Source organism: uncultured Rossellomorea sp. (assembly GCF_947488365.1).
GTDB lineage: Bacteria > Bacillota > Bacilli > Bacillales > Bacillaceae_B > Rossellomorea.
On sequence record NZ_CANKZT010000003.1, the window covers coordinates 633,133 to 648,130 of the forward strand.

The following is a 14,998-nucleotide window of genomic DNA, read 5'->3' on the forward strand; positions in this document are numbered from 1 at the left end:
TACAGATATATAATATCCACAATTGACTCAAAAAAATATCAATCTACGGTATTTTGTGACCGTTCTACTGAAAACAGCCAAATAATTTTTTTGTCGTATACTCCTCCTTGAGTTTAGAAAATCTCTTCAAATAAAGCTGCATTGACTCCTATTGCTGTTTTGCTGCCTGCAGCGGCTGCGATAATTAATTGAGAGGGGGCAATGATGGAGGTGTCGCCACATGCAAACAACCCTTCCACATTGGTGTGGCCGGTTGCATCCGTGATAATTGCGCCTTGATCAGTGAATTCACACCCCAGTTCTTCCCCGATGGTAGATGCTTGCCCCATTTCCGGTACAACGAACCCTCCTTCTCGCCGGACTGTGATTCCATCCTCAAACGAGATCTTTTTCAAATAACCATCCTCACCAATAAGGGAAGAAATCTTCTGTTCATACACGCTTATCCCTTTGTTTTCAAGAATCGTCTTGTCATTTATGGATAGGACCTTGTTTCCATTTGTACACACAATCAGGTCGCTGGACCAGTTGTAAACAACCTTTGCCATATGAAAAGCCCTCGTATTTTCTGCAATGACAGCCAGCGGACGGTCCCTCAACTCCCATCCATCACAAAAAGGACAGCTAAAAACAGAAGTTCCATAATACTGCTTGAGGCTGTTTATTTCAGGGAACGTTTCCTTAAGTCCAGTAGCTAAGATTACTTTCTTGGCATGATAAACATCCCCGGCCTCTGTTTCAATTGTGAATCGCTGGTGATCCTTCGTGACCTTTCCTACTCGCTGTTCTATGATTGTAACGTCCGGATAGTTTCCGAGTTCTGCACGGGCAATTCGTCTTAACTCTGAGGGATTTATTCCATCCCTGGTGATAAACCCATGTGACTCCTTGGTAACGGAGTTTCTTGGTTTGTCATCATCAAATAAAACCGTTTTTCGCCGGGATCTGCCAAGGACCAAGGAAGCGTTCAGCCCGGCTGGACCTCCCCCGATTACAGCACAATCTAACATGATTTCATCAGCTCCTTAAATTGAGTTTTCTTTCCTGGATTTTTCATCGATCTCTTTGGCAATATCGATGAGAAATCTGTTCGCCAGATCGTCTTTCATGTTTTGCTCAGCCTCGATCATCACATTCTCGATCAGGCAGCCCTCACGATGATCCATGGAGCAATAAAATAAATTAGATTCTCCTTCAATAGTCTTTATGACATCGAGGAACGAAATCTCATCATTCTTCTTTGACACCTTATATCCTCCATTAACCCCCGGTGTCGATTCAACCAAACCGCCTTTTGCAAGTTTGGTCAGTATTTTCGAAAGGTAGGTCGGTGAAAGATCTTGCATTTCTGCCAAACTTTGAACCCCGATCGTACTTCCTTTCGGTACCGTTAGTAAATGCACCATTGTGTGTAATGCGTAATTTGTGGCTTTTGAGTATTTCATGATTTCTTCCTTTCTGAGTTATTGAAGATATTAAAGACTCTTTTTATCTATGATTAAATCAAGGATATCTCACTGTTGTGGATATGTCAATGTGGGAGATTGTGAAGGTTGTATTGAGGCGGTTTTATTAAGTGGTGTGAAGAAGAACAGGTAGATGATCTGGAAGATTAGTGGAAATGGTTGTTTGAGAATTCCAGCGTGTTAAAAGGATAAGTGCAACAAGGGAAATTAAAAAACCGCATGGACTCCAACAATCCATGCGATTTTCATATATTGTAAGATTAGTTCATCTCTTCAAGGAACGCTTTATTAAACACATCCAGAAGATATTCCAGTGTGATTGGATCACTATACGTAATCGCTTTTGTATCTAATTCTATGACTCTATTGTTTTTAACAGCAGGGATATTCTTCCATGTCTGTGTTTCCATAAATGAACCGTCACCGTCCTGGTTTTTACTAAGGACGATATAATCTCCTGCAAACTCTGGAAGGACTTCAGTGCTTAGGGCATAGTAGCCTGGTCCTAATGCATTTTCTTTCACTTTTTCAGGCATTTCCAGTTTCATTGTTTGATATAATAATTCGGTGCCCCGCGCCCAGTTGTTCCCGAATACATAAGCCGATTTCGTATCGTATTCAAAGACTGATACAGTGGCATCCTCACCGATCTTTTCTTTAATCTCTTTCCCTGCTTCATCTGCACGGGTAGTGAAATCTTCAACCCAATTTTTTGCTTCCTGCTCTTTATTGAGTAGCTTACCGATTTCGATTTGCTGTTCCAGGTAATCCAATTTCCCCCACGTATATGCAACTGTAGGAGCGATTTCACTCATCTTATCAATATTTTTCGAGTGTGAGCCCACGATGATAAGGTCTGGCTCCAGCTCAACGATTTTTTCGATGTTTTCCTCTGATACCACTTCAATTCCCTCCAGTTTCTCTTGAAACAGGGGATTCATATTCGTCCATTCATCGACCCCGACAATTTCACCATCCAAGGCAAGTACGTTTGGAGCGTTCGAAAGCGCCACAATACGGGTAGGATTTGCCGGTACCTCAACAGGGCCGGTTTCTGATTGATATGTAATGGTTTCTGATGCTGATTTCTGATTAGCATTCTCTTCCTTTTGTTCAGTCTTTGCCGTCTCGGTGCTGCCACAAGCATGAAGAATGAAGATTGCCATGAGCAGGAAGGGGATGAGTATTTTTTTCAATTTGTTTTCCTTCTTTCTAATTAATATTGATAATCATTCTCAATGATGTTTTAAATATACTAATGATGATTATGGTTGTCAATAAAATTTTACATTGGTTCAAAAGTTTGGATAATTGGAAATTATAGTGATTTTTTTTGTATACGAAGGGTGCTTTAAAGACAGGGGGGCGTTCTTTAAATTGAACAGTGGTGGGTCAGGTTCCCATACCTTTATGGGTCATCTACAGGTGGAAATATGGTTTGTGAAACTAGTAAACGAATAATATGATCAAAGGTATATGATGGGGACCTGCCCCCTTGGGATAATTCTCTAACGTGCCGGGGCAGGCCCTGATTTATAACGGGGACAAGGGACCTGTCCCCGTGGCTTTCGCTCTCTGTCGAAAAACATTAAGTCGGGACTTATTAATGATGAAACAAATTCCATCCATTTCCGTTATAATAGTTATTGATGAGTGATTTTTGTTAATATTAAAAAAATAATCGAAAGTAGGGAAGCAATGGCGATGAATCATTCTGATTTGCTGACTGGTTTACTGTTGAACCTTCTTGTCATTTTGATCGTTATTCTACTTTTAAACTTTAATTATCTTTCTAGAAATAAAGTACATAAGCTTCACATTCAACCACTTTCGATCTATTTGGCCAGTTCACTTCTCTTGTTGCTTAGTCTGGCTTTGTCCGTTCAATTTGAAGATGGATTTGTCTATGATTTGCGGTTCATCCCTTTTCTATTAGGGGGGATATACGGTGGGAAGCGGGTCTTACCTTGGCTTGCTGTCACGATGATTGCGATCCGTGCTCCGATGATGGGTCCGGGATTAGTGGTTACGGTGATCATGGCGATTGTCTTCACGTTTGTGATTTTGTATATGCGTCCGATATGGGAGAACAAAGCATGGAAGACGAGGGTATACTGGTATACGTTGATGTCGTTCGGTTACTCGGTTCTTTCTTTATGGATCCCGTCAATGATCTTTGATTTCGATTATTCGAGCTCGTTCCTGGTCTATACGGCTGTCCTGAGCGGCTCTACATTCTTTGTCTTTTACTTATGTGAAATCATCCGAAAGATTTATACTCTTCAGTTGGAAGCGATTAAATATGAGAAAATGCAGGTGGTCAGTCACTTGGCAGCCAGCATGAGTCATGAAGTACGGAATCCTTTGACAACGGTAAAGGGATTTCTTCAGCTGATTAATGAAGATCCTTCCAATGTAAGCACCAATAGCGAACTGTCCAAGGTGGCCGTCAGTGAAATCGACCGTGCAACAGAGGTGATCAACCAATACTTGAACTTTGCCAGGCCTCACCCGGAGCTTGAGATGGAAGTGGGGATCCGGAATGAGATCAACCGTTCGAAGGAGATCATCATGCCCCTTGCTGTCAAAAAAGGGATCATCTTAAAGGCAAGCATCCTTCATCACCTTTCAATCAAAGGCGATCCCAACAAGCTGCAACAGGTTCTCATCAACGTCATGAAAAACGGCCTTGAAGCAATGGAAACGGGCGGTACGCTGCGAATCTTCAGCTATCAAGAAGGAGACAAAGTGTTCATTGTCATTAATGATACAGGAGTCGGGATGACCAAGGAACAACTCATGCGCCTAGGGGAACCCTACTTCTCCATGAAAGGCAAGAACGGGACGGGCCTCGGAATGATGACCGCCTTCCAACTCGTGGAAGGCATGAAAGGTACCATCAAAGTCCTAAGCAAACCGGGCAAAGGAACCTCCGTCATCTTATCCTTTCCAATCCATGGGGGAGAAGAAAAAGTAAAAAGCGTCAAACAAACAACAAAGGTCCGTCCCTCACTGCGTTAATGCTTTACCGGAGCGAGGGACGGACCTTGGCTTTTGAGGTGGGACAGTGGGGAAAGGCATCTTGTCCCAGGATGGAGAGATTACTAGTTTCATTTCCATTTTGGTGCTTATTTCGGATAAGTGGATGTAGCTTTATGTATTTTATATAAATAACACGGCTATTCCAATGATCAGGAAGATTAGCAGGATCGATAATATGATTACTCTTCTATTCATGTTAGCAGCCTCCTAAGTTGATGAAGTTACACTCATCTTAACATAGATTTTCTGGGTCTTGATTCGCGTTCCCTGATAACGCGTTGAAGGGCCGGTGTCATTTGGGGTACTTCGGTCCAGGTCTTGGGTTGGAGCCAAGGTGCCTGTCCCCTTGGCCTTTTTCGTTATGATCGACTAGACAAGGGAAATAAAAAAACCGCATGGACTCCAACAATCCATGTGGTTTTCATATAGTGTAAGATCAATTCAACTCTTCAAGGAACGCTTTTTTAAATACATCCAGAAGATATTCCAGTGTGATTGGATCACTATACGTGATCGCTTTCGTATCTAATTCTATGACTCTATTGTTTTGAAAGGCAGGGATGTTCCTCCATGTCTGTGTTTCCAGGAAAGATCCGTCACCATCCTGGTTTTTGATGGCTTTAATGGGAGCGGGCTTTATTAAAAGAATCATAAACGATTTGGTTTATCGATACATCTGATTTAACGTTGCGCTCTTTGATATCATTACAAAATATGGATAGTTTTTCTATGTTAAGGCGGTGAAATAAATTGATTGATCAAATAAAAAAACTAGTGGAGCATTCAACAGAGGACGAAGTGAAATCCCTGCTATTCCACATACTGTTACGAATCAATATGGCGGAAGAAACAGAGCAAGCCCAGCTGTTAAAAGATCTGAAGAACACCTATCACAATTTTGTGGAGTATAAAAGAAGTCAGGCTGTGACGGTAAAAAACTATGAAACCGTCCATATCTTGTTTGGAGATTCTGCATCCGGGAGTTTGAAAGTGGCCTTAAAAGAAAGGGATGTAGGAGACGCTAAGGTGCTCGCTTTTTCGGATGTGTTCTCCATCGGTCCCGTATGGAAACTGCATGAAGAACGAGGGCTTCATTACCGTTATGAATGGCTCGAAAATCATATTCTTTTTGAAGGTGATGAACTAGCGGAATTCCTTGAAAGGTTCAATGAAACGATATCGGAGATTGAGGCGATTCCTGATCATATTCCCATTACGATTTGGGTCGGTGGAAATGCTCACGAACAAACGGCCATGCGATATGTTCTGTATCTATTAAAAGAAAAGCAAAACGATCTGTATATCATGAATACAACCCATTCCCATACCTTGCACACTGGAGAACTTCCCCCAGAGAAGGTAGGGCTCATATATGAAAAAGAATCTGCTCCATTGAATAAAGAACAAAGAATAGCTTACGAAGAGGAGTGGCAAGAGCTGTCTGCCACACAGGAAGTATTGAGAATCTGGGAGAATGGTGAAATAAAAAGGGTCCGGGAAGATTATTATGATGAGTACATCATCCATACAGCTGAAAAACTGCATAAAGAGTTGGAGAATCAGGGGTTCATGAAATCAGCGCGACTGATAGGTGAAGTGCTGGGCCATGTGGAACAATATATCGGTGACGGATATTTTGAGTATCGAGTAAGGCATTTAATCATGAATGGCGTATTTGAGATCGAAGGGGTCCCGAAAGCGATGAGGTTTTATAGTGTGAAACGTAAATAAAATGGGCGGTCTTTCACGCCCGCCCGTCATTTTGTCTCTAATCCTGCAACTTCTTATCCAGCTTGTCAGAAATGCTTTGCAGGATCCGGTTTTTCTCTTGTTGGATCTTCAGGAACTTCATCAAGAACCAGATGATGAATATAATGGGAGCCAGGTAAAACAAAAGGGTCAATAGCGGGAAAATACTGAACAGGACATCATTGGACATGGATGGGTCTCCTCTCGGTTATTGGATAATTATAACATATGTGAGGGTGTATGATTCTTGTATTTAAACAAGGAGGAGAAAGGTTAAATCCAATGAGACCTCTGGATGTATCTGAACACGCTATGAAAATAGATAAAGTGAAAATGAACAATTATTCCAGCAGCTCTTCAAATTAAAAATACAATAAAAAAATGGTCAGCAGCTAAAAGCCCTGACCATTTTCCAACTAACCTTCTATACTTGCTTGAGGTTTCGCCTCTCCACCAGCACTTGGTTTTAAGGCAGTGGCCAGTATCACAAGCATGCTCCCCAATCCAATCCACACAAGCGTCGACACAGATGAACTCCACGTCAACCCTTTTCCGAAGAAGAACAATTCACGTAAACCTTCTACCATGAATCGCATTGGGAGCCATGAATAAAACCAATCGCGATAAAACGACGACATCATTTCAGGAGCCATGGCAAGCAGTGGTGCTCCGAAGAATAGCATTAAGACAAAGAGGGGCATGCCCTTAAGTCCGATCAGTGAAAGAATGCTTGAGATCATGAGATAAAAGCTGAATGACGTGAGACTCAGGAACAAGGCGGTATCGGTCATATCCGGGATAGTGAATCCGATCAGCCCTTCAGCCATCCAGGTTAAACCAAATCCGACGACAAGGGCGACTACCGCACCGATCAGGATTTGGAGGAACTTTGCTGCAAGCTTTTCTTTTCGATTGGAGGCGGATACTTTGGTGACAGCGAGATAGATGATTGCTGCACTTGCCATGCTTGCCATCCAGAGAGGCTGGAATAGTGACACAGGCGCGTTTCCATTTGCGCTATTCGTCCCGATTTCATTCACGTTGGTCACGTTTTTCGTAATCGGATTAACCAGGCTTGAGACTTGTTTTGGCGTCAGGGTGACACCTTGCTTCTCAAATCCATCAAGGAGCTGCCCGCGAACATTGTTGTTCATATTGTCGACGATTCCATTCACCATTTGTCCGGCAGCAGTGGCAGCCATTGTATTCATCCCTTGGTTAATGTAAATCTTCACTTCAGGGGAAGTTGGATCCGGTGTACGCAAAGAAGCCTGCTTCGCACTGAAATCCCCCGGAATGACGAGTGCTGCGTAATACTCTTGGTTATCTAATCCTATTTGTACAGCTTCTGTACTTTTTACTTCAATCCATTTCACGGCATGGTCTTCATCCGTATTTGATTTTGACATCGTTTGGATCTTTTCAAGCAGTGTTTCGCCCATATTCATCTTTGGTTGATCTGGCATCTGCACACCCTGATCTTCATTTACAATCGCAATCGGCAAATTCTTCGGTTGGGGCTGAACCGATGGGAACAGGGTCAGGGAGAAAATAAAGATAATGGCCAATGCAATGAGAGGTGAGGCCAGCACCAGTTTGTTTTTGAAGATCTTCATATGTTTGAACCTCCGTTTAAGAAAAATATAAAAGGAGTGAGTAATCACTCACAATTAATATTACTTCCTTTTTAGGGAAAGTCAATAAAAAAGTGAGTGATCACTTTTTTAATTATGGGTCAGTCTCTCTTCCAAGTCCACCCATCAATCGCCACACAATTAACATAAATCCCCTAAACAACTACCCGGACCTTCCTGTTATAGTTATAGTACAATGAAGGTTAAAATAAAGTAGATAATGAATGTCTATTAATCTAGCGATGGTAGGGGAAATCAATCATGACACTGAAAAAGATAAAGAGCATCCTGTTTATGCTGCTTGGCTCGATATCCCTGGTGTTCGGGATTGCCGGCACTGTGCTTCCGGTTCTGCCGGGTGGCCCGTTTTACTTATTTGCCGCGTTTTGCTTTGCAAAAAGCTCCAAGCGGATCGATCGTTGGTTTAAGAGCACAGTCATATATGATAAATATGTTCTCGCCCTCCTTCAAAAGAAGGGGATGACCCGGAAAGAGAAGATCAGGATCAACGTAACGGCTGATTTCTTTATTCTGCTTTCAGTAGTATTCGTGGATATCCTGTTTGTCCGGATCATCTTAATCGGTCTCGCTTTATATAAGCATTATTATTTTATAAAAAAAATCGAAACGATCTATCCGGAGTCGTATCAGGTGGAGAAGAGCCAGTAATCTATGGGGATTACTGGCTTGGAATGAGCCAAGGAGTTACGAAAGACAATGCTGAAAAGATATCAATTAAAAAGCGATTTCAGAGGGTTCAAAAAAGGGTCCCACTTCTATTTGATTGCTGAATCGGAGTATATTGGCATCAAGGAATTTGTTTTACGAACGACAGATTTATCCACGAGAATGATTATCTCTGAAAGGGAAATGGAGAAATATTTTTTTCCTTTGAAATGATGCAGCCAAAAGACCCGTCGATAAAACGAGTCTTTTTTTTATGAGAAAATCATTTTTTCTTAGGCGACTATTTCTAAAAGGCTGTTGTCCAACACCAAAACATTTGAAATAATTGACATTAAGGCAACATAAAAAGTAAGGAGGGGGAAACAACATGATGTATTTTTTTATTTTCGTCGGAATTCTAATCCTTTACTTTGCTATTAGAATTTGGATCGGTTCCAGGAAGATGGAGTTTTACGGAGATAGCATCAAGAATACGTCCCGAAATCCAAGGGATGGAGCCTACGAAAAGTCCGCCCGGCACTCTCATCAAGCGATGAATTCGAATCACCATTCAGGTGGTGGATCCAATGGGTAACGGAAAATTTCATTTGAAACTAATGATGGTGTTCCTCGTTAGCTTGATGGCAGTCCTTTCATTATTAGGCTGTGCGAATGATGGGACGGGAGGCATTGACAGTGAAAAAGCCGAAGCTATTGCCTATGAACAATTTGAAAAAGATGTAAAGGAACATAATGAAACAAGCCGGGAGAAAATCAGTATGGATGACGCGGAACTCCTTTCCAATGAAACAAACTTCAGTAGTTCTTCAAAGGCATGGGAGATAACGTTTAACTATAAAGATGGGCTTTTGAGAGAAGAATCAGCATCCAACTCGATTGCTCAGTACAGTGTAAGTCCTGGGGGAGAAATCATTCAACAGTCAACTTCATTCAAATGAAAGACGCATGGACCACTCATCATGAGAGGTTCTTGCGTCTTTTTTATAACCCCAATCTCAAAGTGGCTATACGACTAAAAAAGATTCTTTCTCAGCGATAAGTGAGTAGAGAAGTCTATGATAACCGCATTTCCATAGGGAAGAAGAGAGGGATAAAACCCCAATTGTCCCATTCGTTAAACCATTATAGAATTCAACTAACATCACTAGATTGCGTACGAATCACTCCTTACTTCAGCTTCTATCACTCTACATCTCTACTCATTTCGAAAATCTACAACTTCATCATCGACCGACATTATACATAGCTTCTGTGAGGATAATCCATTGTCTATATGGGATGAAAAGTGATGGCAGATAGAAAGACGTTTGCTGTCGAAGAGAGGTTCGCTTCAACACGAAACAAAGTTCGAGAAAGGAAGGATGGAATTGAAACCATTCAATGCAGTAACAACAAGCTTCTTGGCAACCAGTTTACTAGTATCGGGGATTTCACCAGCGTTTGCAGAAGGAAGCTCAACGACAGAGGACAAGCTGGAACAGTATTTGCAACACGCCACCCAGGAGGATCGCGAACGTATTCATGAGGGGCAGAATCAAGCCGGGGAGAAATTCGTTTCTCCGGAGATTAATGTTCATTCAGATGAAGAGATTGCGGTCATTGTTCAGTTTTCACAAGATCCTGCAGAGGTGGAAGTGAAGAAGAAGGAGCTGAAGGGAGAAAAGGTTTCTCTTCAAGCTGCCAAAGAAAAGGTGCATAAAGTCCATCATCAATTTAAAGAAAAGGTAACGAAAAAACAGGCAAAAGCCAAAGGGAAGTCTACCATTCAAATCGGGACGGAATACCGTCAGGCCTTTAACGGGGTCGCGATGAAACTGCCGGCGAGTGAAGTGAAGGAGCTACTAACATACGATGAAGTCAAAGCGGTTTATGTAGATGCGGAGATAAAGGTTGATCCCGTTCCTTTTAGCGGGGAAATCACGGATTCTTCACCTGCGATGGATAGCCTATCTCAGATCTCTGCCCCGGCAGCCCACGCTGAAGGCTATACCGGTAAAGGAATTAAAGTCGGGGTACTGGACACGGGAATCGATTACCATCACCCGGATTTAAAAGAAGCCTACAAAGGTGGATATGATTTAATCAACAATGATGATGACCCAATGGAAACGACGTATGAAGAGTGGCTGGATTCCGGCCTATTGGAGTACCATCCACTGGGGGGGACCCCTTATTACACCTCTCATGGCACCCACGTAGCCGGGACGATTGCCGGTCGTACTGGGAATCAGGATGGGAATGGGGTCAAAGGAGTGGCCCCCGATGCAGATATTTATGCGTATAAGGTATTAGGTCCTTACGGCAGTGGGGCGATGTCAATAGTCATGGCAGGAATCGAGAAGGCCGTGGAAGATGGGATGGATGTCATCAATCTATCACTTGGCGGTTCCTCCATCAGTCCTTTGGATCCTACTTCAATAGCCATCGACAATGCCATGCTGTCAGGGACAGTCGCCATTGTGGCAGCAGGGAACACCGGGGATGACCAGTATACGTTGGGCGCACCTGGGACAGCGAGTCTCGGAATTACTGTAGGGGCAAGTGATTATTCTGTTACGACTTCCCAAGCGGAGGGAACTCTTGTAAATGGATCAGAAAGCATGGATCTTACCAATATTCGTTTACTTGGGAAAGATTTTGGTTCCCTGGATGGACTCCTGGGCACAGAAGCCTCCATCACATACGTAGGGGTAGGACGGGATGCTGATTACGAAGGAAAAGATGTAGAAGGAAAAGTGGTCTTAATCTCCAGGGGATCCAACGGTGTGAATGAAAAGATTTATATTGCCAAACAACATGGGGCGAAGGCAGCGCTTATTTTCAATACCAATCCGGATGAAGGGCATATCCCATATTATTTTGGGGAAGAAGTGGCATTCATTCCTGGATTTTCTTTAACGTATGAAGATGGACAAGCCTTACTAGGATCTTTAAAAGAAGACACTAGATTCTCGTTCAGCCATTTCGAAGAGGTTCAGTCTGAAGGTGACCACCTGGCCGGTTTCAGTTCTCGCGGTCCGTCAAGAATGACCCATGACATCAAGCCGGAAATCGTTGCGCCGGGTGTCGGTGTTTATTCCTCCGTCCCAAGCTATATGCAGGGAAGCGAGTATATTGGCAATTATGATGTTGCCTACAAACGGGCTTCAGGAACGTCGATGGCAGCGCCACACGTAGCGGGTGCAGCAGCTTTACTTCTTCAGGAAAATCCGGACTTAAAGCCGGAAGATGTAAAAACGGCCCTGATGAATACAGCGGATGAAGTGAAGGGGGATACGAGTGTGTTTGAACGGGGTGCCGGGCGGATTGATGTCTATGAAGCCATGCATGCTGATGTGGAAATCGAAGTGGAGCATGAGATCCTGACGGCATCTCCGGATTCAGAGGAAGCCCATGAAGATGAAACGCACGATCATACAAGTCATTTGGTGGATCAGATTGTCGAGCACAGCGGTGACCTGAGTTTTGGGGGGATAAGTCAAACAGGGGAAAATCTATCTGAACGTCTATCCGTAACCCTTCATAATAACAGTGATGAGCAGAAAAAGTTTGCCATCTCGTTTGAAGAGAATGGGATCGATGGAAACCAAAGCATGAAAGAAAATGGAGTCAGCCTGTCGTTTCCTAAAGCTGTAAATGTGAAAGCTGGAAAAGACAAGGATCAGAATGTGTTCTTGAACATTCCGAAAACGGCTAATCCGGGATTTTATGAAGGGATGGTGACGTTCACGAATCGAGAGAAGCCGGATGAGGTGTACCAGCTGCCGGTAGGGTTCCGTCTGTTGGATACAGGAATCAAAGAAGTGACGGCCCATTTTACTTCTTTCACGACTCGACGCGATTTCAATAATGGGTATATGGGATACTCACCGATTACCTTCTCCCTGAATAACGGAATGGAAACAGTGGATATTGTTCTGAAGGATGCAGATACAGGAGAAGGTCTTGGGGTGATCGATTCGTTCCCGTTTTATTTACCTGAAGACTATCTCTATGGAATTGAGTTTGGATTTGTCGGTCTGTACTATCCGTTCACAGGAAATGCCGACAATCCAGTAGCCTACTCAAAAACATTGGCTCCCCCAGGAAATTATGAGATTGAAATCGTCGGGACGGATTCAAATGGGAAGACCTATCGAAAATCCGACAATCTGTTTATTGAAAACACACTGCCGGAAGTAAAGACCGAGCAAAGGGGCGGGGTGTACGAAGTCAGCGATGAGGGCCTTGTGATAAATGGAAACATCCATAATGACCAGATCGACAAAATGAAAGAATACGGGGAAACCTTTGATCAGTCTACAAATACAGTCAGTGTACTGTCCTCAAGTCCGTACAGCATGACACCTGTTAACGTAGACGGGGAAGGAAACTTTGAAGCTGAATTCCAACTGCCTGAAGGAAAAGAGACAGGGAAATTCACCCTGAACTACTATGATCAGGCCGTGAATGGGATGAAGGATCATCCGGATCAAACGTATGATCTGATTAAGAAAGGGACGCCGTATGCGAAATTGACTTCTTCCAAGAGCGATGTAAAATACGGGGAATCCATGACCTTGCACCTTTCCTCTCATCACACTTCGATTCTTGGGGGCACCTTTGATGTCCGTTATGACAACTCTGTCTACGAAGGCTTTGACGTAACCATCAGTGAGGAGCTTCGAGCATTTGCAGATGAGCACGAAGTAGAGATCGTAATAGAAGCAAACGATTCTGTTGTGTCGGGATCCAGAACGACCATCCCAGTGACCTTGACGGTAAGCGGAGAACTGAATGAAGAAATACCAAACGGGATGAACCTGCTGGACATTCAAGTAAACGTGAAACAAACACCGGATACGTATAAAAAATGGATCTATCCAATTGAATTGACGAAATCTGAAGTGACTTCTTCAAATGGGGAAACCACCATCATTCGATCGTTTGGCAAGGGAGTCAACATCCTTCCGACCCATTCCCAACTTGAAGGCGGGTTTTTACCGGAAGGATTCACCGATGGCGTTTGGTTCCGACCTGGCCTTGATATGTCTTCTGTAGGAGCCAAGGTGAGCTTGTCGGATCAAGCGGGGAATGTTCGCGATGGCAGTATCAATCGCGGGGCCAGATACACCTTTAAAGAGCTACCCGTTACGGATGAAGAATATGATATCAAGATTACCCTCCCTGGGCACTTTACGCGTCATGCAACCGTCAGCCACTTGGAGGACGAATTCAACGGTGAGCCGACTGGACGAATGACCTATATCTTCTACGCAGAAATCCAAGCGGGGGATGTCACCCAGGATGATGTCATCGACGTGATGGATGCCATCGAGGTCCAGAAGCATTTTGGAACCGACCACCGCGCGGCAGATATCAATTACGATGGCAACGTGGACAAGACCGATTTGCAGTATATCATCGACAACTATCTGGTGCAGAATCCGGATGTTCCACATCCTCCTGCAGCCAAGACAGAAATGGATGGGAAAACATTAGATGATATCGTTGCAGAATTGAATTGAGAAGGGATGAACGTTTCTCAAAATAACTTTTAAAAGTGAAAGAGAGGCTGTCGATATAAGATTGACAGCCTCTTTTTTCATTTTCGATCACTCATATTGAACTCGTCCCTCTTCTATAACCATCGCCCTGCCCGACCTATTTAGTTAAGTTATAGTTAATGAATATTAAATTTAGTTAAATTTACATTAATGATAATTGATTTTATACTAGTTGTGACCTTGAAGAAATATTCATGATTTCCCAACTATATAAGGACTCCCTATCATTGACATTTTGTTAGTTTAGTTATAAACTGATAATCAAAGGGAATGATGATAGAACTTGTCATCCAGGTTTCATGTGCACATAAAAAAAGAACGGCTTGATCGCTTGAATCAATGCCGTTCTAGTTTTCTTCAGTTGACTCCATATGCTTTTGGACTTTTTTCAGAAGATCGATCAGTTGCATCTGCTCGGTTGGATCGAGTCCGCAGAACTGGGAGGCCTGGAAGTCCTCCTGATCAGGGACGACCTGATCGTAGAGTTTCTGACCCTGGTCGGTCAAGGAAATCGTTTTCGTTTTCCAATCCTGTTTGCGCTGGACCCACCCCAGCTTCTCCATTTTTACAAGGAGCTGCGTAATGTTCCCTTTAGTGACAAACAGTTTCTCGCCGAGTTCTTTCTGGGTGATTTCGTTATGAATCCCGACTTGGATCAGGATATCGAATTGTGCGCTTGTGAGGCCCCACTCTCTCAGGTGCTCGTTATTCCGGCGGATGCTGTGGTTGTAGACCCGGGAAAGGCGAAACCAGATCATCAATCCCAGTCGCTTATTTTTTTTAGAGTTATTCGTATCGCGTTCGCTGCCCATTGTAAGATTCTCCTAAACGGTTTGTGTATCTAGTTTAGAAACAAAGGGCGCCGATTGTCAAA

At 43.3% G+C, this 14,998-nt stretch carries 14 protein-coding genes; 7 read left to right on the forward strand and 7 right to left on the reverse strand.

All coding sequences use genetic code 11. From position 1 onward, the window contains the following. Positions 1 to 113 precede the first annotated feature (113 nt). From Q1B03_RS14325 to Q1B03_RS14335, 3 genes are all read right to left on the reverse strand, one after another. The gene (locus Q1B03_RS14325) at positions 114 to 1,013 is read right to left on the reverse strand and encodes an NAD(P)/FAD-dependent oxidoreductase (RefSeq protein ID WP_299742690.1); all 900 of its coding nucleotides are present in this window, start codon (positions 1,011 to 1,013) and stop codon (positions 114 to 116) included. Between the two features lie 12 nt (positions 1,014 to 1,025). After that, complete coding sequence (locus tag Q1B03_RS14330) at positions 1,026 to 1,445, reverse strand: Rrf2 family transcriptional regulator (protein WP_299742443.1); 420 nt, start codon at positions 1,443 to 1,445, stop codon at positions 1,026 to 1,028. Between the two features lie 281 nt (positions 1,446 to 1,726). Further along, positions 1,727 to 2,662, reverse strand: a complete 936-nt coding sequence (locus tag Q1B03_RS14335; RefSeq protein WP_299742446.1) for an iron-hydroxamate ABC transporter substrate-binding protein — start codon at positions 2,660 to 2,662, stop codon at positions 1,727 to 1,729. A 502-nt stretch (positions 2,663 to 3,164) separates the two neighbouring features. Here Q1B03_RS14335 and Q1B03_RS14340 point away from each other — a divergent pair. Then, the gene (locus tag Q1B03_RS14340; protein ID WP_299742448.1) at positions 3,165 to 4,487 is read left to right on the forward strand and encodes a HAMP domain-containing sensor histidine kinase; all 1,323 of its coding nucleotides are present in this window, start codon (positions 3,165 to 3,167) and stop codon (positions 4,485 to 4,487) included. Between the two features lie 457 nt (positions 4,488 to 4,944). Here Q1B03_RS14340 and Q1B03_RS14345 read toward each other — a convergent pair whose 3' ends face one another. Next, entirely contained in the window at positions 4,945 to 5,160 is a 216-nt protein-coding gene (locus Q1B03_RS14345) for a hypothetical protein (RefSeq protein WP_299742451.1), read from the reverse strand. A 98-nt stretch (positions 5,161 to 5,258) separates the two neighbouring features. Here Q1B03_RS14345 and Q1B03_RS14350 point away from each other — a divergent pair, with 98 nt between their 5' ends. After that, positions 5,259 to 6,239 (forward strand): DUF1835 domain-containing protein, encoded by a 981-nt coding sequence (locus Q1B03_RS14350; protein ID WP_299742453.1) that lies wholly within the window; start codon positions 5,259 to 5,261, stop codon positions 6,237 to 6,239. A gap of 37 nt (positions 6,240 to 6,276) precedes the next feature. Here Q1B03_RS14350 and Q1B03_RS14355 read toward each other — a convergent pair whose 3' ends face one another. Further along, a complete protein-coding gene (locus tag Q1B03_RS14355; protein ID WP_299742456.1) occupies positions 6,277 to 6,447 on the reverse strand; it encodes a hypothetical protein in 171 nt (56 codons plus the stop codon). Between the two features lie 226 nt (positions 6,448 to 6,673). Continuing rightward, entirely contained in the window at positions 6,674 to 7,867 is a 1,194-nt protein-coding gene (locus tag Q1B03_RS14360; RefSeq protein WP_299742693.1) for a YhgE/Pip domain-containing protein, read from the reverse strand. A gap of 285 nt (positions 7,868 to 8,152) precedes the next feature. Here Q1B03_RS14360 and Q1B03_RS14365 point away from each other — a divergent pair, with 285 nt between their 5' ends. The 5 genes from Q1B03_RS14365 (at position 8,153) to Q1B03_RS14385 (ending at position 14,085) form a co-directional block, all read left to right on the forward strand. Next, positions 8,153 to 8,560 (forward strand): YbaN family protein, encoded by a 408-nt coding sequence (locus tag Q1B03_RS14365; protein ID WP_262371814.1) that lies wholly within the window; start codon positions 8,153 to 8,155, stop codon positions 8,558 to 8,560. Between the two features lie 48 nt (positions 8,561 to 8,608). Continuing rightward, entirely contained in the window at positions 8,609 to 8,791 is a 183-nt protein-coding gene (locus tag Q1B03_RS14370) for a hypothetical protein (protein WP_299742462.1), read from the forward strand. Positions 8,792 to 8,945: 154 nt separating this feature from the next. Continuing rightward, positions 8,946 to 9,152: a hypothetical protein gene (locus Q1B03_RS14375; RefSeq protein ID WP_299742465.1), complete on the forward strand. Its 207-nt coding sequence runs from the start codon at positions 8,946 to 8,948 to the stop codon at positions 9,150 to 9,152. Continuing rightward, positions 9,145 to 9,516 (forward strand): hypothetical protein, encoded by a 372-nt coding sequence (locus tag Q1B03_RS14380; protein WP_299742468.1) that lies wholly within the window; start codon positions 9,145 to 9,147, stop codon positions 9,514 to 9,516. The genes Q1B03_RS14375 and Q1B03_RS14380 overlap by 8 nt, the downstream gene beginning before the upstream one ends. A gap of 429 nt (positions 9,517 to 9,945) precedes the next feature. Continuing rightward, positions 9,946 to 14,085, forward strand: a complete 4,140-nt coding sequence (locus Q1B03_RS14385) for a S8 family serine peptidase (RefSeq protein WP_299742471.1) — start codon at positions 9,946 to 9,948, stop codon at positions 14,083 to 14,085. Positions 14,086 to 14,471: 386 nt separating this feature from the next. Here the strand turns inward: Q1B03_RS14385 and Q1B03_RS14390 are convergent, their stop codons facing one another. Then, on the reverse strand, positions 14,472 to 14,936 hold the full coding sequence (locus tag Q1B03_RS14390) for a MarR family winged helix-turn-helix transcriptional regulator (RefSeq protein ID WP_299742474.1): 465 nt from the start codon (positions 14,934 to 14,936) through the stop codon (positions 14,472 to 14,474). Positions 14,937 to 14,998: the final 62 nt, after the last annotated feature.

What these genes read in the sequence shown, in the direction of transcription:
- Q1B03_RS14355 (WP_299742456.1), bottom strand. Translation starts at nt 6,447, where the DNA reads ATGTCCAATGATGTCCTGTTCAGTATTTTCCCGCTATTGACCCTTTTG.
- Q1B03_RS14390 (WP_299742474.1), bottom strand. Translation starts at nt 14,936, where the DNA reads ATGGGCAGCGAACGCGATACGAATAACTCTAAAAAAAATAAGCGACTG.
- Q1B03_RS14330 (WP_299742443.1), bottom strand. Translation starts at nt 1,445, where the DNA reads ATGAAATACTCAAAAGCCACAAATTACGCATTACACACAATGGTGCAT.
- Q1B03_RS14380 (WP_299742468.1), top strand. Translation starts at nt 9,145, where the DNA reads ATGGGTAACGGAAAATTTCATTTGAAACTAATGATGGTGTTCCTCGTT.
- Q1B03_RS14365 (WP_262371814.1), top strand. Translation starts at nt 8,153, where the DNA reads ATGACACTGAAAAAGATAAAGAGCATCCTGTTTATGCTGCTTGGCTCG.
- Q1B03_RS14345 (WP_299742451.1), bottom strand. Translation starts at nt 5,160, where the DNA reads ATGATTCTTTTAATAAAGCCCGCTCCCATTAAAGCCATCAAAAACCAG.
- Q1B03_RS14370 (WP_299742462.1), top strand. Translation starts at nt 8,609, where the DNA reads ATGCTGAAAAGATATCAATTAAAAAGCGATTTCAGAGGGTTCAAAAAA.
- Q1B03_RS14375 (WP_299742465.1), top strand. Translation starts at nt 8,946, where the DNA reads ATGATGTATTTTTTTATTTTCGTCGGAATTCTAATCCTTTACTTTGCT.
- Q1B03_RS14340 (WP_299742448.1), top strand. Translation starts at nt 3,165, where the DNA reads ATGGCGATGAATCATTCTGATTTGCTGACTGGTTTACTGTTGAACCTT.